Here is a 20205-nt window from a genome sequence, read left to right as displayed (position 1 = left end):
TCTCCAGTTCCTTAGGAGCCGTGCGGATGGCCGGCCGGAGCCCCGCGCAGCGGAACGGCCAGCGAGGCCTCTCGCCCGCCCCGGTTCCACACCAGCCTCAGCGGCTCGGCTTGCGGACCCGGGACGATCGTGTCGAAGTAGATGACCCCGTCGACCGCGGCGCCGGGGTTCAGCCGGGCCAACCGGCCGAAGGTGTCCGAGTGCGGGCGTGGCGGTTCACCGGTGCCTCCGGCGAGCACGAACTCGTCGGCGAGATCGAATTCCATGATCCGCCGGCTCGGGTTGGTCAGCGTGATCCGCACGCCAAGACGCATCTCGTCGCCCTCCGGCGCGCCGGGCATCATCTGCGCCGGCATCTGGAACATGCCGGATCCGCTGTCCATGTTGTGGCTCTCCATCGACGCCCAGCCGGCTTCCCGCACCGCGGCGGTGAGCCCATCGAGGGTGGCCGACGTCGAGGCTGTCTGGTCGCCGGAGTCGTTCAGCGTCGCGACCACACCGGCGCCGGCGATCACGAGCGCGACGAGCACGACGACCGCGGCCACGATCGAGCCGCGCCTGGCCGGCCGCCCGCTCATGCCGTGGCCGCCCGGAACGCCGTCGGCGACCGGCGTGCGAGCAGGACCGCGCCGCGCAACGACGACAGCCCGCCGAACACCGCCTCGGTCACCCGTGGTGTCGGCACGCCCGCCCGGCGCAGGTCGGCGATCTGCGTGGCCACCTCGTCGGTGAACCCGGGAAGAGAGCTGGCGAATCCGCCGCCGATCACCGCGTGCGGAACCCCGACCAGTTCAGCGAGGCCGATCACCGCGGCGGCGATCGAGGCACAGCTGTCCCGCACGGCCGAAACGGCCCACGGCGCACGCGCCAGCCAGGCGTCGCGCAGAGCGAAGAAGGTGACCTCCTCGCCGCGCGATTCGGCCGCGCGCCGCAACGTCGCCGGCCCGGACGCCTGCCCCTGCAGACAGCCACGCCGGCCGCAGTCGCACACCGCGCCCGAGCGGTCCACGATCAGGTGCCCGACCTCACAGGAGCCGGCGTCGGGTCCGGGCAACGACCTGCCGTCGAGCACAACGCCGCCACCGACGCCGGTACCGACCCCGAGGTAGACCACATCGCGGGCGCCGATCGCGTCGGCCTCGGCGACCGCGGCGAGGTCGCCGTCGTCGGCGTAGCGAACGACGGTTCCCGGGAACAGCGCGTCGAGCGCCGCGTGCACCTCGATCCCGACCCAGGACGGGCGGCCGGGCCAGGCGATCACACGGCCGTCACGGTTCAGGGTCGCCGGCATCGCCACGCCGACGGCACGGACAGAGCCGCGACTCTCGCCGAACATCGTGGTGAGCCTGTCTGACAAGGCGGCGACGTCGCGCGCGGGATCGCCGGCGTCCACCCAGAGGAACGTGGTCTCCCTCGACGTGGCACCATCCTCGACGCGTATCGCGACTTTGGTGCCGCCCACGTCGATACCAATGTATCCGATGTCGACTCCCCGGATTGCCGCGCCGCTACCGGCCCGCCGTCCTCATTACTTTTCCGAGCATTGCACGGCGACACCCATCGGGCGGTAACTCGATACCCATCGTCGACGTCTACGGGCAATATAGGGGGTTACTTGATTCCGCTAGGAATAGCTAGCGTTCGTTGTTGTCTACAACAACGATGAAATGGATCGCCATGCAGAACTCACGATGGTCAGGAAAGACCGTAATGGTCACCGGCGCGAACGGCTTCATCGGCTCCCATTTCGTCGAACAACTGGCACTCAGGAATGCCAACGTCATCAGCATCCATCGAAACGGCGACGCCCGGCGACGCACCTCCGCGAATTCTCGGCCGCTGCGGATAGACCTGCTCGATCAGGGCGAGTTGCTCGCGGCGTGCAAGTACGTGGCGCCCCGCATCGACGCGATCGTGCACTGCGCGGCGCTCGACGGAAACACCGAGTTCAAGACCAAGCATTCCGCGGAGATCCTGGACGCCAACCTGCGGATCGCCTCCAACATCCTGAACTGTGCCCGCCGTACGAGCGTGGACGACGTGGTCATGATCAGCTCGGCCGAGGTGTACACGGCGAAGTCCAGCGGGCCGGTCAACGAGGACGAGGACTACCGGGAGCACATGGAGTACTCCACGAACGGCTACCGACTTTCGAAGATATTCACCGAGATTTTGGCCGATCTGCACCGGAGTCAGTTCGGCATGCGGGTCTTTCTACCGCGACCAACCAACGTATACGGCCCTCGGGACAGCTTCGGCGGCACCATAAGCCGGGTAATACCGAACATGATCACCAGGATCGTGTCCGGCGAAGAAGTAGAGATCTGGGGAACCGGGCGCCAGACCAGAACATTCGTTCACGTCGAGGACCTGGTATCGGCCACGTTGCGAATGGTGGAGACGAACAAACATCAGACGCTGAATATCGGAGCACCGGAACCGGTATCGATGGTCGAGCTCGCCGAAATGCTGTTCGCCATTCTCGATCGCCCTGTCCGCGTCCGGCTCGACCTGGACAAGCCCACCGGTTCCTCGAGCCGCCTACTGGATCTCACCCGGTTCGACGAGATCGTCGACTTCACGCCGCGCTCTTTGCGGGACGGGCTCGAGCAGACCGTGTCGTGGTACCTGGACAACCGGTCCGGCGGTGGAACCGAACAGCCGGTGGCGGCGGCCAACGCACCCTCGCGCTGACCACCGCCGAGGTCAGCCGATTCGCCCGAGGTAAGCCTCGATCTCGTCGGCGGCCCGCACCGCGCCGCCGGCCGCGCGAGTGTGCGCCCGCATCTCCGCAAGCCTCTCCAGCACGGTCCGGTCCTCGACGACCTCGAGCAGGGCGGCACGCAGCCGCTCCGGCGTCAGGTCGTCGGGACGCAGCGCGATGCCGAGCTTCAACTCGGCCACCCGATCCGCGTTGGGGATCACGTCCGGGAACGGTGGCACGACCACCGTCGGACAGCCGAAGTGCAGCGTCTCCATCAGAGTCCCCATCCCGCCGTGGATCACCGCGGCCGACGCGTGCTCGAGCACCTTCAGGTGCGGGATGAACCGGTGCACCTCGACATTGTCCGGCAGTGGCCCGAGGGTGGCGGGGTCGATGCCGCCGCCCACCGAGATGACCACGCGCCACGGGAGATCGCCGAACGCCTCGACACAGCGTCCAAAGAAGGACGCGTCGCGGTTGTTGACGGTGCCCAGCGACACGAGCACCAAAGGCCGGTCGTCCTGGGGCGGTTCCCACTCGCCGAGGAACGCGCGCTCGCCGAGGCAGGGCCCGACGAACACGAACCGCTCGTCGAACGTCTCGCCCATCGGCTGGAATTCCCGCGGCACGAAGACGATGTTGAGGTTCTCGGTCGCCTGCATGAACTCAGGTATCGAGACCTCGAGCCCGTTCGACGCCAGCAGCTCGCCCAGGAGCCGGCCGAACCCGGCCATGGCCGGGTTGGCGGTGTCCACCGGCCCAGCGGCCTCCATCATCTTCTCGACGAACGAGTAGTGCTCGTTGGACGCGAACACCGGGGAGAGCTGAACCGCTGGTCGATCCCACTTCTTCGCAAGCACCCGGCCGGCCTGCGCCGCCACGCCGTCGTAGGCGATGAGGTCCGGCGGATTCTCGCCGAAATGAGACTCTATCGCGCCGAGCATCGCGATGTTCTCCTGCAAGAACGCCAGCGGCGCGCGGCCGGAATCGTCACTTGTCACCACGCTCACCGGGTCGACCGAGTCATACGATATGACGGTGGCGCCCGTTTCAGCGATCGTTTCCGCATGTTGCCCGACAGCGGTGTAGTGAACCTCGTTCCTCCGCTTCACGAGTTCGTCGACAATACTGATTGTTGGAAATACGTGACCACTGGCAGGAATACTCAGGAACAGGATTCTACTTCCCATAGCCATCCATTCAATGAGCCGGTCGCGGCCGCACGAGCGGACGCGACCGGTGATGAATATCCGTAACCAAAGCTCAGTTGGGCGCGCGGACCACCTTGAGCGCCTCGCCCCACGCGACAACCTGGTCGAGCACCTGGGTCAGGGTCTCCTCCTGGTGCGCACCGGGCTTGAACACAGTGAAGTTCTCGAAGTCCGTGAACAGCGACAGCGCGACCTGCGCGCGAACGTCCGCGACCTGCAGCTCCCCCATCACGAGGCGAAGGTGCTCCACCGCCCTGGTGCCACCGTTCGTCCCGTAGCTGACGAACCCGCAGGCCTTGTTGGCCCATTCACGGCCGACGAAGTCGATCGCGTTCTTCAGCGCTCCAGACGTCGAGTGGTTGTACTCAGGCGTCACGAAAACAAAGGCATCGAACTCATCGACCTTGGCTGCCCACCTCTTGGTGTGCTCGTTCGCGTACTGTCCGAGACTCGCCGGCATCATCTCGTCGAGCAGCGGCAGGTCGAAATCCTTCAGGTCGACGACCTCGAACTTGGCGTCGTCACGCTTAACGGCGACATCGTGCACCCAGCGCGCAACAGTCTCACCGTTTCGCCCTGGTCGAGTGCTCCCTATAATGATGGCCACGTTCGTCATGCGTTCTCTCTCCCATCACAAATGTTTCGAATTGACTCGAGCACCCACTCACCCGTCCGGGCCATGCGAATTCTCAGGAACGGACCTCGTCCGCGGCGTCGACGGACGCCCCTTCCGGCAGCGCGTCCGCCGAGGACTCCTCGGCACCGGCAACCGCCTCCGGTGCCTCCTCGCCCTCGCCAGGCGGCGGCCCACCGGGCAGACCCTGCTGCGGCGGGGTGGACTCCAGGACGAAGAAGCCGATGATCACCGCAGCCACCACAAGTGCCGCCGAGACGCCGAACGCCAGGTGGAAGCCGCTGTTGAGGGCCGACTTCGGATCCACTCCGTCGGTCACCTCGGTCTGCGTGCGTGCTGAGGAGATCGCCGTCAGCACCGCCAGCCCGAGCGCGCCACCGACCATTCCGGAGGTGCTCGCCACACCCGAGACGAGGCCGGCGTCCTGTGGTGTCGCCCCAGACATGGCCAGCGCCATCACCGCCGGCATCGCGAGACCGGCACCGAGACCGAGCAGCACCGCCATCGGCAGCACGTCGATCACGTAGTCCGCCTGCACCGGTGCCCTCGCCGCGAGCGCGAGCGCCGCAGCGATGAACAGCAGGCCCACGAGCAACACATTCCGTGGGCCGTAGCGGGTGTTCAGGCGGGCGGACATGCCCAGCGAGACCACCGCGAGCACCAGAGCGACCGGCAAGAACGCGAAGCTCGCCACGGTCGGCGAGTAGTTGAGCACCAACTGCAGATAGAGCGCGCCGAGGAAGTTGAACCCGAACATCCCGGCGACGAGCAGCAGTTGGACGATATTCGCCCCGGACATGTTGCGCGACCTGAACAGGCGCAACGGGACCAGCGGGTCGGACGCCATCGCCTGGCGCACGACGAACAGCGCCAGCAGGACGGCCGACACCGCGCCAAGGCCCAACGTGTGCGCCGAGCCCCAGCCGTAGTCGGTCACCTTGACGATCGTGTACACGCCCAGCATGAGACCGGCGGTGACCAACGCGCCGCCGATCAGGTCGACGCCCTTGTCGAAGCCGAGCCCCCGATCCGACTCGATCAGCGGGATGCCGAACACCACCGCGGCGATACCGATCGGCACGTTGATGAAGAAGACCCAGTGCCAGCTGATGCTGTCGGTGAGCAGGCCGCCGGCGAGCACACCTACCGATCCCCCGGCCGCCGCTATGAAACTGAACGCGGCGATCGCCTTACCCAGTTGCTGCGGTTCGCGGAAGATCGTGATCACGATCCCCATCACCACGGCGGCCGCCATCGCGGCGCCGGCCCCCTGCACGAACCGGGCGATGATCAGCATCTCCTGGTTCTGCGCGAGGCCACACAGCGTGGACGCGACGGTGAACACCACGATTCCCGCGAGGAACATCCGCTTGCGGCCGATGAGGTCACCGAGCCGCCCGGACACGAGCAACAGACCACCGAAGGCGATCGTGTACGCGTTGACCACCCAGGAAAGGGCGGAGTCCGAGAACCCCAGATCGGTCTTGATGGACCGCAGCGCGATGTTCACGATGCTCGTATCGATGATCACCATCAGCTGCACGGAACACAGCACGGTGAACGCCAGCCAGCGCGATCGGCCGTTAGCGATTGACGTCATCCCTCGGTCGCCTCCTGATCGTCATCACATCAGAAGCGACCCTAGCAGATTATCCGAAGTCGAACTATCTCTTCTCGATCAAATTATCCGCGCCTTCTCGGCGGCCGATCGCAGACCGCCGGACTGGCCAGCCGCCCGTCGACCAGGCGCGTCAGACCCTCGACGACACTTCGCCGGAGATCCTCCGGAAGATGCTCGAGCACATCGGCCTGAATGCGAGCCACGATCCGAGTCGCCCGGGCCAACACCTCCGCCCCCTCGGGCGTCACCACGATGATCCGCGCGCGGCGATCCTCAGGGGCCGGCTCGCGGCGGGCAAGCCCCTTTCGCTCGAGCTCGTCGACCGTCGCCACCATCGTCGTCTTGTCCAGGCCGCACACCTGGGCCAGCCGCGTCTGGGTGAGACCGTCGCCCTCCACCGCCTTGTACAGCACACAATGCGCGCGAGGTGTGATCCCCACGTCCGCGAGGGCGACCGTCTGCTCGGTCGCGAGCGCATGCCCTGCCCACGACAACAAGAACAACAGGTCGGTCTCGAGTGACACCGGAGCCGTCGTCGCCATGGTTCGACCATAGCTCCGCCCCGGCCGTACCCGTAGCCACGGCGCTCCGCCGTCGGCACGATCACACGGCCAGGGGCATCCCCAGCCGTTGACCGAGCCCGCCGACAAGGTCCTCCGCCGCGCTCTCGTCGGCCACCGCGCCGAACACGTAGAAGTCCGGCCGCACCAGCACCCACCGGGCTCCGGACGCCGAGAAGTACGGCAGGTACACCTCGTCCACGTCCCGCACGGCCGACGCCCCGTGACCTTCTTCCGTCGCGGGCACGATCTGGACCACATGCGCACCGAGGTCCGCCAACAGGGCGAGCCTGCCCGGCGCGAGCCGTTCCGGCGAGTCGACGGTCATGAGCACGAAACCCCGGCCGACCACGTCGTCGAACGGGCCGGAGTGACCGTCCGCGGCGACCGTGCCCTGCGGCACCAGCCTGCCGCGCAGCGCCGCCACGGCGTCCCGGTGCTTCCACAACAGACCGTCGGTCAGCGGTTGGTACACGGCGGGCTCGCCGGCCGTGCCCGCCGTGCGTCGCCGGTTGGCCAGCATCGCCGCGTCCCGGTCGGCCGCCGCGGCCGGGTCCGGCTGGCAGATCACCCGGCCGAGGTTGACCGACATCGTGATGGCGTGTTGCACGTGCTTGCGGCGCTCGACGGTGTACGTGTCCAGCAGCGACTCGTGCGCCCGGCCGCGTAGCACCAGATCGAGCTTCCACGCCGCGTTCGCGGCGTCCCGGAATCCCGAGCACATGCCCTGCCCGGCGAACGGCGGCATCAGGTGCGCGGCGTCGCCGGCCAGCAACAGCCGCCCCGCCCGCCACCGGTCGACGAACCGCGCCTGGAACGTGTACACGGCATGCCGTCGCAGGACGGCGTTGTCCGGGGTGACGTCGAACGGCGCGAGCAGCCGCCACGCGGTGGCGACATCGTCGAACTCCTCCCGGCTCTCGTCGGGCAGACGCATGAACTCCCAGCGCCTGTGTCCCGGCCCGGCAGACACCGCCGTGCATGGCCGGGCCGGATCGCACACCTGAAGGTTGTTCGGCGCGAATTCCCGGGGCTCGGTCATCACCACGTCGCAGGTCAACCAGTCGTTGGCGAATCCGAGATCGGTGCTGGTGGCCCCCATCCGCTCCCTGACGAAGCTGTTCGCGCCGTCGCAGCCGACGACCCACGCCGCGGTGAGCGCCAGCCGGTCTCCTTCGGCGTCCCGCGCGACCAGTTCGACGTCCTCGCCACGGTCGGTCAGGTCGACCACGGCATGTCCGCGCAGGACCTCCAGGCCCGGCAGTTCGGCGCCCCGATCGGCCAGCGCCTCCTCCAGCCCCGGCTGGAACATCGACGTCGAGTCGGGCCAGCCGCAGTAACCGTCCTCGGCGATGTCGACGTGCAGCAGCACATCCCCGGCCGCGTTCTTCCAGGTGTAGTCGCGCGACGGCTCACCGATCTCACCGAACACACCGTCGATCCCGGCACCGGCCAGAATTCTGGCCGACTCGCCATCGAACGACACCGCCCGCGGCATCGTGTACGGAGTGCTCCATTTTTCCAGGACAACCACACGCCACCCGCGCTGCGCGAGCAGAATGGCCAGCACCTGGCCGACAGGGCCATATCCGACAATCGCGACATCGGCGTCGCGCGTGTCCTCCGATGTCACGAGACACCCCGTGTTTCCGGATTGAGAATGGTGTTGACGGTTTCCTTGTACTCGACCGGGTCGACGAGTACTCGCACGCTTTCCTCGCCGTCGGCGACCTTGAGACAGCGCCGTCCGATGAGCACGATTTGACCGTTCTCCGTCGCCCGGCTGTGAATGAACGTTCCCACCGCGACGAGTCCCGGCGGGAACTCGACCAGGCTCGGATCGGGGTCGTTCCACTCGTCAATGTCGCGGAACTGCATCCGAAACCGGTAGATGGCCTGCCAATCACCGGTCTTCGGTTTCCGCTGCACGACCCAGTAGCCGTCGCTCTCGAACATCCGGTACCGGACACCGTACAGTTCCTGTACCTCGCTCGTCACCCGCAGCGGTTCGATGTAATGCGGGCCGGCAATTCCGACGTCGACGAGCCACAGCTCACCGTCGAGGCGAACGCAGCCGAAGATGTGCTCGAGGTCGGGCCCGAAACCGCCGGTCACCTGGCGAACAGCGCCAGCGAGGATCTGGTAGTCGTACCCCATGCCGGTGAGCAGGAAACGGAACAGGCCATTCAGTTCGTAGCAGACGCCGCCCCTTCCGCCGACGACGATGCTTTCGTAGCTCTCGTCCGGATCGATGTCGACATCGTCCCACACGGACAAGCCGCGATCGACGTTCGCATTGACCGAATTGTCGAACGGCACCGACATCAGATGCTGTTTCTGCACTGCACGAAGTGTGTCGAGAGTTGGTTCATTCGAACCGGCATAACCGATCGTCTCAAGGTAGTTCGCTACGTTGAACATGGTGGAGACCTTCTTTCTCGGTGAACGGGGACTGAATGGCCGTCACGCCGTGCCCGCGTCGGACGACAACTGCTCGTGCAGGTGCTCGACGACCATCGCGGGTGTTGGGTAGTCGAACAGCAGCATCGGCGTCAGAGTCAGATCGGTGATCTCGGCGAGCCGGTTGCGCAACTCGACCGCACTCAACGAGTTGAACCCGATCTCGAAGAACGGGCTCGCCGCCTCGATCTCCGTCGTCGCCGCGTCCCCGAGCGCGTTATTCGCCTCCTCGAGTACCAGCCTCGTCAATTCCTCGATTCGCTCGTCCTCGGAAAGCCCCGAGAGCCGACCGGCCACCGAAACCTCGCCACCCTCGTCCGTCGACATGGTCTGGACCACCTCCATCGTTGAATTCACCGACATCAACCAGAACCGCTGGCGGTCGAACGCGTAGGTCGGCAGGTCGACCCGCCTCGCCCCCGACCCCGCGAAGAACCCCGACCAGTCGACCTGGACACCGCGGGCATACAGCCGCCCCAACGCGGTGCGCACCGCGCCGTCCTCGGGACTGTCATCGCGCGACGCCGGGATGAACACGCCCTTCTTGCCGCCGTCCGCGACACAGTGCGGGCCCATTGCGCTCAGCACGCCCTTCGGCCCCAACTCGAGGTAGGTCGTCACCCCGGCGCTCTCCAGCGTCCGCACGCAGTCCAGGAACCGGACGGCGCCGCGCACCTGCTCGCACCAGTAGTCGGGCGAGCCGAGCGTCTCGGCGGCGACCAGCCGGCCGGTCGCCGTGGAGACCACCGGGATGACCGGCGTGTTGAAGGTGACCTTCTCCACCTCGCGGCGGAAGTCCTCGAGCATGGCGTCGACATGGTGCGAGTGGCCGGCGCGGGACACGTTCAGCCGCGTGGTCTTCCTGCCTTGCGCGGCGAATCGCTCACGCACCGCCAGCACCGCGTCCACGTCGCCGGACACCACGACCGAAGTCGGGCCGTTCACTGCCGCGAGGCTCACCCCGGGCGAGAGCAGCGGCACCACCTCGTCCTCGGCCGCCTGCAGTGCGACCATCGCGCCGCCCTCGGCGGGAAGCGCGGAGTCCATCAGCCGGCCCCTCGCCGCTACGAGCGCGGCCGCGTCGGCGAGCGACAGCAGCCCGATCACGTGCGCGGCGGCCAGCTCACCGACCGAGTGCCCCGCGACGTAGTCGGGCACGACTCCCCACGACTCCATCAGGCGGTACAGCGCGACCTCGATGGCGAACAAACCCGACTGGGTGTACACGGTGCGGTTCAACTCCGAGCCGTCCTCGTCGAACAGCACCTCGGCGATCCTCCGCTCGACGTGCTGCTCGAGTGCGCGGTCGAGCTCGGCACAAGCACCGTCGAACGCCTCGGCGAACACCGGGAACGCCGCGTGCAGCTCACGGCCCATCCCGGCGCGCTGGCTGCCCTGACCGCTGAACAGCACGGCCAGCCGGCCCCGCGCCGTCACACCGGAGGTGACCCCGGGGGCGGCCTCCCCGTCCGCGAACGCCGCCAACGCGGCCAGCGCGCCGTCGCGGTCGTCGGCGAACACCGTCGCCCGGTGACTCCACGAGGTCCGGGTAGCGAGCAGCGAATGGCCGACGTCGGCCAGCCGCAGTTCATGGTCGGACCCGATGCGCGCACGCAACCGATCCGCCTGGCCGCGCAGCCCGCCCGCAGTGCGCGCCGACAACACCAGCGGAGTCGGCCCGTGGGCATCCACCGGATCGACGGTCGCCCGGTCGCCGACCGGTTCCCCGGCGGCTGCCAGTTCCTCGACGATAACGTGCGCGTTGGTGCCGCTGACGCCGAACGATGACACCGCCGCCCTGCGCGGCCGCTCGCCGGCCGGCCACTCCCTGGCCTCGGTCAGCAGCCGAACCGCGCCGGTCGCCCAGTCGACCTTGCCGGTGGCCTGATCGGCATGCAGCGTCCTGGGCAGTACGCCGTGGTGCATGGCCAGCACCATCTTGATCACACCGGCCACACCGGACGCCGCCTGCGCGTGGCCGATGTTCGACTTGACCGACCCCAGCCACAGCGGCGCGCCGCCGGAGCGCTCCCCGCCGTAGGTGGCCAGCAGTGCCTGTGCCTCGATCGGGTCACCGAGCGTAGTGCCGGTCCCGTGCGCCTCCACCGCGTCCACCTCGGCGGCCGAGACGCCGGCGTTGTTCAGCGCGCGCCGGATGACCCGTTCCTGCGACGGCCCATGCGGTGCGGTGAGACCATTGGACGCGCCGTCCTGATTGACCGCGCTACCGGCCAGCACGGCGAGCACTTCATGCCCGTTCCGCCTGGCATCGGAGAGCCGCTCGAGCAGCAGCAGGCCGACGCCCTCGGACCACGCGGTCCCGTCCGCCTCGGCGCCGAACGCCTTGATTCGACCGTCGGGCGCGAGCGCGCGCTGGCGCGAGAAGTCCACGAACGCCGCCGGCGTGGCCATCACGGCGACGCCTCCGGCCACCGCCATCGAGCACTCGCCGACGCGCAGAGACTGGGCGGCCAGATGGGCGGCCACCAGCGACGAGGAGCAGGCGGTGTCGATCGTCACCGCCGGCCCCTCGAAGCCCATCAGGTAAGAGACACGGCCGGACAGGACGCTTCCCGAGTTTCCGCCGCCGAGAAACGCGTCGACTCCGTCCGGCACGCTCACGACGTTCTCCGAGTACCCGCCGTGCATCGCGCCGACGAAGACGCCGACCTCGGAACCCTTCAGCTCCTTGGGCACGACACCACACCGCTCGAACAGCTCCCAGGTGGTCTCCAGCAGCAGCCGCTGCTGCGGATCCATGGCCAGCGCCTCGTGCGAGGAGATTCCGAAGAAGGCGCTGTCGAACAACGCGGCGTCGTGTAGGAACCCGCCGTGCCGGACGTAGGTCTTGCCCGGCAGCACGGCCCCCGCCCGGTAGATCGTTTCGACGTCCCAGCCGCGATCCGTCGGGAACTCCGAGATCCCGTCCCCGCCGTCGGAGACGAGCCGCCACAGCTCCTCGGGCGTGCCGACGCCACCCGGGTACCGACAGGCCATGGACACGATGGCGATCGGCTCGTCGGCCGGCGCCGGCCGCTCCTTTCGTAACCTCTCGTTCTCGATGAGCGCCGCTCTGAGCGCCTCGACGAGCTGCGCGTTGTCCGTACTCATGCTTTCCTCCCGGTCTCGCGATCAGCCGCGTCGCCATCGGTCATGTGGAACGCGCGCTCCAGCAGTGCGTCGACGTCCATCTCCGCGATGCGCGCGATCTCCGCGCTCACCGCCTGATCCGGCTCGTTCTCGGCGGACGGCCGCCACCCGAGCAGCGCGTCCAGCACCCCGAGCTCGCGGTAGCGGCTCAGCGGAACGGCGGCCAGCGCCACGCGGATCTCGTCCTCGCCGGGGTCCTCCGCTGATGCAGGACCCTCGTCCATGCCGAGTGCCTGGTGCAGTGCGTCGGACAGCGCGATCGGCGTCGGGTTGTCGAAGATCGCCGACGCCGGCAGCCGGACGCCGGACGCGTCAGCCAGCCGGTTGCGCAGCTCGACCGCGGTCAGCGAGTCGAACCCCAGGTCCTTGAAGGCCTGATCGGGTTGCAGCGCGTCGGAGTCGGCGTGCCCGAGCACGGTCGCCGCCGCGGAGCGGACGAGCTCGAGCAACCGCGCCACCCGCTCCGGCGGCGACATGCGGCCGAGTTGGTCGGTGAGCGAACGCACCGGCGAATCGGCGCGCCGCCGGCGTACCGGCAGCAGACGCCGAAACATCGGATGGGTCTCCGCGGCCGCACGCGGGTCGACGGCGGCCGGCACGACTCGAGGCGACCGCGCCGCCATCGCCGCGTCGAACAGTGCCAGCCCCTCGTCGGCGGACAGGGCCGCCATGCCGCTTCGAGCGATGCGCTCCCGGCTGGCCCCGCCGAGCTCGCCGGCCATCCCGCCGTCCTGTTCCCACAGGCCCCAGGCGAGCGATACCGCCGGCAGGCCCAGCGACGTGCGCAGACCGGCGAGCCCGTCCAGGAATCCGTTGGCCGCCGCGTAGTTCGCCTGGCCCGCGCCGCCGAGTACCGCCGAGGCAGAGGAGAACAGCACGAACGACGACAGGTTCAACCGCAGCGCGAGGGACTCCTCGTGCAGGTTCCACGCCGCGTCCGCCTTCGGGCCGAACACCCGGTCAAGGCGTGTCGGATCCTGTTTGGCGAGGACACCGTCGTCCAGCACGCCCGCCGCGTGGACGATCCCGCCCAGCGACGGGATACCCGCGAGGAGCTCGCGGACGGCGTCTCGGTCGGCGATGTCGCACCGAACGACCTCGGCCGTGCAGCCCGCCTCGGCGAGCTCGGCCACGAGCGCGCCCGCTCCCGTCGCGTTCCGGCCGCTCCTGCTCGCCAGCACGAGCCGCCGGACACCGTGCGCCGAGGCGAGGTGCCTGGCCACAGTGGACCCGAGCGAGCCGGTGCCGCCGGTGATCAGAACCGCGTCGTCGGCGTCCCAGCCGTGCGGCCGTGAGCGCTCGATCGGCGCACGGGTCAGCTCCGGCACCGACACCGTGCCGTGCCGGATGGCCAGCTGGCGCTCGCCGGTCGCGATCGCCGAGGGCAGCGCGGCGCGCGAGCGCGGGTCCTGGTCCACCGCGGCGAGCACGATCCGGTCCGGATGCTCCGCCTGCGCGGCACGCACCAACCCCCAGACCGCGGACAGGCCCGGCACGTCCTCGGGAAGGCCGGTCAGCACCACGAGCCGTGCGGCGTCGTCGCGCGGCTCGTCCAGCCACTGCTGGATCTCCAGGAGCACGGTCGCGACCAGGTCCCTTGCTGCGGCCGAGCTCGGCGCCGACGGTGCCTCCGTGAGGTCGACCAACGTGACGGCCGGCTCACCCGCTCCGTCCATTGTGGACACAGGAGTCCAGGTGATCGTGAAGAGCGATCCGGCTCCCCCTGGCGCGGCGAGCGACCCCGGTGGCAGCGGGCGCGAGTCGATCGACCGCACGGTGGCCACCGGAGCGCCGGTGTGGTCGAACATCTCGAGCGAGACCGCGTTCGGGCCGTCCGGCCGCGAGCGCACCCGAACGGCGGTCGCCGCGGCGGTGTGCACCGTGACTCCGCTCCAGGCGAACGGCAGCCGGGCCTCGTCGGCACCCGTGCCCACGGCGAGCCTCGCGTGCGAGGCCGCGTCCAGGAGTGCCGGGTGCAAGCGGTATCCGGCCGCGTCCACGGATTGCGGCAGCGTGATGTCCGCGAGGACCTCGTCACCCCGCACCCACACCGCGCGCACGCATTGGAATGCCGGCCCGTAGCCGTATCCGGCCTGCTCGAGCCGTTCGTAGAAGCCGTCCACGTCGATCGGCCGCGCGTCGGCCGGCGGCCAGACTCCGGTCGCCCACTCGGCGGGCTCGGCCGCCTCCGGCGCCACGGTGGCGGTCATGTGCCTGGTCCACGGGCCGCCGCCGTGACTGGCGTGCACCGCCACCGTGTGGTCGCCCCGATCGCCGTCGGCTGTCACGGTCAATCGCACCCGCACCGCCTCGCCGGCCGGGACCACGAGCGGCTGCTCGACGACGAGCTCCACCAGCGCCGGGCAGTCGACCTCACCGCCCGCCTCGATCACCATCTCCACGGCGGCCGCCGCGGGCACCACCACGGCGCCGGCGACCGTGTGGTCGGCGAGCCACGGCTGCCCGTCGGTCGAGAGGGTGCCGGTCAGGACCACGGAACCGGCGTCCGGCACCTCGACGGCCGCGCCGAGCAGCGGGTGCGCCACCTCGTCGATGCCGACAGTGGTCAGGTTCGCCCGCCGGTCGCGCTCCTCCAGCCAGAACCGCCGCCGGTCGAACGGGTAGGTCGGCAGCGGCACGGTGCGCGCGCCGGTCCCGGCGAACGGTCCGGAGAGGTCCACCGCGGCACCGCGCACGAACAGCGTGCTCAGCGCCGCGACGGCCGCCGACGGCTCGCTGGCGTCGTGCCGGTTGAACGGGACGAACGCGGTGGACGGGTCGTCAACGCATTCCTCGCCGAGCGCGGTGAGCACACCGCCCGGCCCGAGCTCAACGAACGTCGTCGCGCCGAGCTCGCGCAGTGCCACGACGGCGTCCATGAAGCGAACCGGCCGCCGCACCTGCTCGACCCAGTAGCTCGCCGGCACGGTGTCGACCTGCCGACCGGTCACCGTCGAGACGAACCCGATGTCCGGCCGAGCGAACATCAGGCGCTCGGCCGTCGCCCGATACTCGTCCAGCATGTCGTCGATGTGCGGCGAGTGGAACGCGTGCGACACCCGCAACCGCTTGGTCTTGCGGCCTTCGGCCGCGAAGTGGTCGACGACCCGGCTCACCTCGTCCTCGTCACCGGATACCACCACCGAGGTGGGGCCGTTGATCCCGGCGAAGTCGACCCGCGGCCCCAGCAGCGGGGTGACCTCGGCCTCGGTCGCCTGCACGGCACACATCGCGCCGGTGTCCGGCAGCGCGTCCATCAGCGCGGCTCGCGCGGCCACCAGCGTCGCGGCGTCGCCGAGCGAGAGCACGCCGGCCACGTGCGCCGCGGCCAGCTCGCCGATCGAGTGACCCGCGACCAGATCGGGGCGGACCGACCACGACTCGAGGAGCCGGAACGACGCGACCTCGAAGGCGAACAGGGCTGGCTGCGTGAACCCGGTCCGGTCGAGTACCTCCTGATCGGTGAACACCACGTCCCGCAGCGGCCGGTCGAGGTGCCGGTCCAACTCGGCGCAACACGCGTCGAACGCCGCCGCGAACACCGGGAACGCCGTGTGCAGCTCGCGCCCCATTCCGACGCGTTGACTGCCCTGGCCGGTGAACAGGAACGCCAGCCGGCCCCGGACCGGGCGACCTGTGACGATCTCGGGCGACGACTCGCCGTCCGCGAGCGACGCGAGCGCTTTCCCTGCGAGCAACCGATCCGACGCGAGAACCACGGCGCGTTCGTCGAGGTTGGCTCTGGTCGTGCTCAGTGCGAACCCGACGTCCGCGAGGTCGAGCTCGTCGTAGGCATCGAGGTGGCCCCGCAGCTGAACGGCCTGGGCGCGCAGCGTGGCGGCCGTCTTGGCACTCAGCGCGAGTGGCACCGGATCGAGGTGCACCTCCGGTGAACGGTCCGCCTCCTCGTCCAACGCCGCCTGCTCCAGGATGACGTGGGCGTTGGTCCCGGAGACGCCGAACGCCGACACCGCCGCCCGCCTCGGCCGGTCGCGCTCCGGCCACGGCCGCTCGTCGACGAGCAGTTCGACCTCACCCGCCGACCAGTCGACCTCAGGTGTCGGTTCGTCGACGTGCAGCGTCTTGGGCAGCACGCCGTGCCGGATCGCTTGGATCGCCTTGATCATCCCCGCCACGCCCGCCGCGGCCTGGGTGTGCCCGATGTTGGACTTGAGCGACCCGAGCGCGACTGGCTGCCCGGCCGGCCGGTCCCGCCCGTACGTCGCGAGAATCGCCTGCGCCTCGATCGGGTCGCCCAGCCTTGTGCCGGTCCCATGTGCCTCGACCAGGTCGACGTCGGCGACCGACAGCCCGGCGTTGTGCAGCGCCTCCCTGATCACCCGCTGCTGAGCGGGGCCGCTCGGCGCGGTGAGACCGTTGGACGCACCATCCTGGTTGACCGCCGAACCGCGTACGACCGCCAGCACCGGGTGGCCGTTGCGACGTGCGTCCGACAGGCGCTCGAGTAGCAACATGGCCACGCCCTCGGACAACGCGGTGCCGTCCGCGGCGCCAGCGAACGCCTTGCAGCGGCCGTTCGACGCGAGGCCCCGCTGGCGAGAGAACGCCACGTACATCTCCGGCGTCACCATGATCGTGACGCCGCCGGCGATCGCCAGCTCGCAGTCGCCGTCGCGCAGCGCCTGGCACGCCAGGTGGGTGGCGACCAGCGAGGAGGAACACGCCGTGTCCAGCGTGACAGCAGGCCCCTCCAGCCCGAGGGCATAACTCACCCGCCCGGACGTGACGCTGCCCGAATTGCCGATGCCGAAATACCCTTCGACCCCGTCAGGCAATCGGTCAAGGTTTGCGCCGTAATCGTGATACATCAACCCGGTGAATACGCCGACCTTCCTTCCGGAAAGCGAATGCGGATTCATTCTCGCACGTTCGAGAAGCTCCCACGAGACCTCCAGCGCCTTGCGCTGCTGAGGATCCATCGACAAAGCTTCTCTCGGCGATATCCCGAACAACGCGGCATCGAACTGGGCGACACCGTCCAGAAACCCGCCGTGCCGGGTGTAGGTCTTCCCCGCCACGTCCGGGTCGGCGTCGTAGAGGTCGTCCGGCCATCCCCGGTCGAGCGGGAACTCCGAGATCCCGTCGGCTCCGCCGGACACCAGCCGCCACAGGTCGTCCGCGTCGGAGACGCCGCCGGGTAAACGGCAACCCATTGCCACGACAGCGATCGACTCCCGTCGTTCCGCCTCAATTTCACGCAGCCGTTGATTCGATTTCTGCAAATCCCCGAGAACGCGTTTCAGATAGTCGCGAAGCTTGATGTCGTCTGACATGGAACACCCGTCTTTCGATGGATGAAATGATTCGTCGCGCGCTGGTCAGGCGTTGCCGAGTTCGCTGTCGGCGAGCCGGAATATCTCGTCGTCACTCGCCGTTTCGAGATCAACTTCGCCGGTGTCGCCCGGTTCCCAACGAGACGCCAGGTCACGAAGGCGCAGCGCCACCTCGGCCCTGCGGTCCTCGGCGAGATCGGCCATGGTCCGCTCCAGCCGCGCCAGTTCCTCGAGAATCGGCGTGCCCGAGTCGGCCGGAGTCAACAGCTCACTGAGGTGCGCGGCGATCGCGGCCGGCGTCGGCTGGTCGAACACGAGCGTCGCCGGCAACCGCAGCCCGGTGAACGCGCCCAGCCGGTTGCGCAGTTCGACCGCCATGAGCGAGTCGAAACCGAGGTCCTTGAACGCTCGCTTCGATTCGACGGCATCCCGACCCGAGCGGCCCATGACCGTCGACGCCAGCGACGACACGTGGTCAAGCAGGACCCTGGTGCGCTCCGCTGCCGGCAGCGCGGCAAGGCTGTCCCGCCCACGCCGAACACCCGTCGCCCTGCTGTCCCTGGCGGCACGGGGCGGCACGAGCCCGAGCAACAGCCGCGGCAGCGCGTCCTGCTCGGCCGTCCTGCGAAGTCGCCGAAGGTCAAGTCGGGTGAGCACCTGCACCGCCGACTCGGTGCGCAGTGCTGTGTCGAACAACCGACAACCGTCCACAGTGGACAACCCGACGACACCGTCCCGCTCCCTGCGTCGCAGGTCCGTGTCGTCCAGTTCCGCGGTCAGCTCGCTGGTCTCCGCCCACAGGCCCCACGCGAGAGACACCGCGGGCAACCCGTTGGCCCGGCGCAACCCGGCGAGGCCGTCGAGGAACGCGTTGGCCGCCGCGTAGTTCCCCTGGCCCGAAGAACCGAATACCCCGGCGCCCGAGGAGAACAGCACGAAAGCCGCGAGGTCGAGATCGCTGGTCAGTTCGTGCAGGTGCCACGCGGCGTCCACCTTCGGGCGGAACACCGGGTCCAACCGTGCCGGTGTCAGCGAGGAGACGACACCGTCGTCGAGCGCCCCGGCAGCGTGCACGACGACCTTGAGATCCGGGATGGCGCTGACCACGTCGCGCAGTGCCACGCGATCGGCCACATCGCAGGCGACCGGGTCCACCGTGACGCCGTGCTCGTCGAGCTCGGCCACGAGATCCGCCACGCCCGGCGCGTCCGCACCACGCCGGCTCACCAGCACTATGCGCTTCACGTCGGTCGTCGTCGCCACGTGACGGGCGACGACCTGGCCGAGCGTGCCGGTGCCGCCGGTGATCAGCGCGGTCCCGGTCAGCTCGGGGAGCGGGTTCGAGCCGTCGGACGGCATGCGGGCAAGGCGAGGTACTGACACGACGTCGTCGCGGATTCGCAGCTGCGGTTCTCCCGATCGCGCCGCCGAGGTCACCACCGCCTCGAGCGACTCGCCGCCGTCGACGTCCACCAGCACGAACCGGTCCGGGTTCTCCATCTGCGCCGAACGCACCAGCCCCCAGACCGCGGCCGCGGCCGGATCCCGTTCGGCGTCCCTCGTCATCACAACGAGCCGGGCCTCGTCGGCGGTGTCCCTCGACAGCCAGGAGATCATCGCATCGAGGGCGCGGGAGGCAAGGTCCCTCGCGCGGGCCGGCGGGGTCTCTCCCGCCGGGCCGGTGAGATCGAGGACCTCGACGTGGTGCACCTCGTCGGCCGTGCTCCTGTCGAGCTCGGTCCACTCCACTCGAAAGCGCGCGTCGTTGAGCTGACCGCCGCCGGCGATCTGGTCGGACGCCGTCGCCCGCAGGACGAGCGAGCCGATGGAGTACACCGGGGTGCCGGAGTGGTCGAACGCGTCCACCGACACGCCGCCCTCGTCCGAGTACGTTGCGCGAACCCGCAGTCGGGTGGCACCTGGTGTGTGAACGGTGACCTGATTCCACGCGAACGGCAGCAGCATCTCGTTGTCGCCGGCGTCCGGGAGCCGCCCGAGGTTCGTGACCTGCAGGGTCGCGTCGGCCAGGGCGGGATGTAGCAGGAAGCCGTGCGCGTTCTCTTCGTCTTCCTCGAGGAACTCGACGTCCGCGAACACCTCGTCACCGCGCCGCCAGACGGCACGTACGGCCTGGAACGTCGGCCCGTAGTCGTAGCCCTTGTCCCGCAGGTCGGCGTAGAAGTCGGTGAGGTCGACCGGTTCCGCGCCACGCGGCGGCCATTGATCAACATGGTGCGCCGGTGGTTCCCGCCGCGCGACGAGCTGACCCGCCGCGTTGCGCACCCAGGCGCCCTTGTCGTAATCGCGCCCGGTGTCACAGGAGCGGATGACGAACGGGCGCCTGCCGTGCTCGTCGGCCTCGTCGACCCGCAGTTGGACGTGCACGGCGCCGTCGTCGGGTATCACCAACGGCGCCTCGATCACCATCTCCTCGATCACCGTGGAACCCACGTCCTCGCCGGCTCGCAGCGCCATCTCGATGAGTGCGGTGCCGGGGAGGAGGGTGGTGTTGTTGATGGTGTGGTGGGTGAGCCAGGGGTGGTTGGTGGTGGTGAGTTGTCCGGTGTGGAG

General features: G+C 69.1%; 11 protein-coding genes and 1 pseudogene. 1 reads left to right on the top strand and 11 read right to left on the bottom strand.

The window, feature by feature from the left end; translation table 11 throughout:
- Nucleotides 1-11: 11 nt before the first annotated feature.
- Nucleotides 12-578: a hypothetical protein gene (locus EV193_RS20625; RefSeq protein WP_130345848.1), complete on the bottom strand. Its 567-nt coding sequence runs from the start codon at nt 576-578 to the stop codon at nt 12-14.
- On the bottom strand, nt 575-1474 hold the full coding sequence (locus EV193_RS20620; protein WP_278044207.1) for an ROK family protein: 900 nt from the start codon (nt 1472-1474) through the stop codon (nt 575-577). Before EV193_RS20620 ends, EV193_RS20625 begins: the two co-directional genes overlap by 4 nt.
- Before the next feature lie 236 nt (nt 1475-1710).
- On the opposite strand from EV193_RS20620, the gene EV193_RS20615 reads away from it, so the two are divergent.
- Nucleotides 1711-2694, top strand: coding sequence for an NAD-dependent epimerase/dehydratase family protein (locus EV193_RS20615; RefSeq protein ID WP_242613536.1), 984 nt, complete (start codon nt 1711-1713; stop codon nt 2692-2694).
- Nucleotides 2695-2706: 12 nt separating this feature from the next.
- Here the strand turns inward: EV193_RS20615 and EV193_RS20610 are convergent, their stop codons facing one another.
- The 9 genes and pseudogenes from EV193_RS20610 to EV193_RS20570 all read right to left on the bottom strand — a co-directional run.
- Entirely contained in the window at nt 2707-3894 is a 1188-nt protein-coding gene (locus EV193_RS20610) for a macrolide family glycosyltransferase (protein ID WP_242613565.1), read from the bottom strand.
- Nucleotides 3895-3967: 73 nt separating this feature from the next.
- A complete protein-coding gene (locus EV193_RS20605; RefSeq protein WP_130345844.1) occupies nt 3968-4531 on the bottom strand; it encodes an NADPH-dependent FMN reductase in 564 nt (187 codons plus the stop codon).
- 73 nt (nt 4532-4604) lie between these two features.
- The gene (locus EV193_RS20600; protein WP_130345843.1) at nt 4605-6149 is read right to left on the bottom strand and encodes an MFS transporter; all 1545 of its coding nucleotides are present in this window, start codon (nt 6147-6149) and stop codon (nt 4605-4607) included.
- Between the two features lie 83 nt (nt 6150-6232).
- Entirely contained in the window at nt 6233-6712 is a 480-nt protein-coding gene (locus EV193_RS20595) for a MarR family winged helix-turn-helix transcriptional regulator (protein ID WP_130345842.1), read from the bottom strand.
- A gap of 61 nt (nt 6713-6773) precedes the next feature.
- Nucleotides 6774-8363: a bifunctional 3-(3-hydroxy-phenyl)propionate/3-hydroxycinnamic acid hydroxylase MhpA gene (mhpA, locus tag EV193_RS20590; protein ID WP_130345841.1), complete on the bottom strand. Its 1590-nt coding sequence runs from the start codon at nt 8361-8363 to the stop codon at nt 6774-6776.
- Nucleotides 8360-9151, bottom strand: coding sequence for an arylamine N-acetyltransferase family protein (locus tag EV193_RS20585; protein WP_130345840.1), 792 nt, complete (start codon nt 9149-9151; stop codon nt 8360-8362). Before EV193_RS20585 ends, mhpA begins: the two co-directional genes overlap by 4 nt.
- A 42-nt stretch (nt 9152-9193) precedes the next feature.
- Nucleotides 9194-12268, bottom strand: a pseudogene (locus EV193_RS20580) (type I polyketide synthase); the annotation flags it as partial.
- Between the two features lie 29 nt (nt 12269-12297).
- Nucleotides 12298-17622 carry an SDR family NAD(P)-dependent oxidoreductase gene (locus tag EV193_RS20575; RefSeq protein WP_423202200.1) on the bottom strand — a complete coding sequence of 1775 codons (5325 nt, stop codon included), beginning with the start codon at nt 17620-17622 and terminating at the stop codon, nt 12298-12300.
- A 57-nt stretch (nt 17623-17679) separates the two neighbouring features.
- Nucleotides 17680-20205, bottom strand: a 2526-nt coding sequence (locus EV193_RS20570) for a type I polyketide synthase (RefSeq protein ID WP_130345837.1), incomplete at its 5' end; no start/stop codon positions are given.

The sequence above is a fragment of the Herbihabitans rhizosphaerae genome (assembly GCF_004216555.1).
Lineage (GTDB): Bacteria > Actinomycetota > Actinomycetes > Mycobacteriales > Pseudonocardiaceae > Herbihabitans > Herbihabitans rhizosphaerae.
The sequence above is the reverse complement of the archived record's forward strand: the minus strand, read 5'-3'. Positions and strand labels throughout refer to the sequence as shown.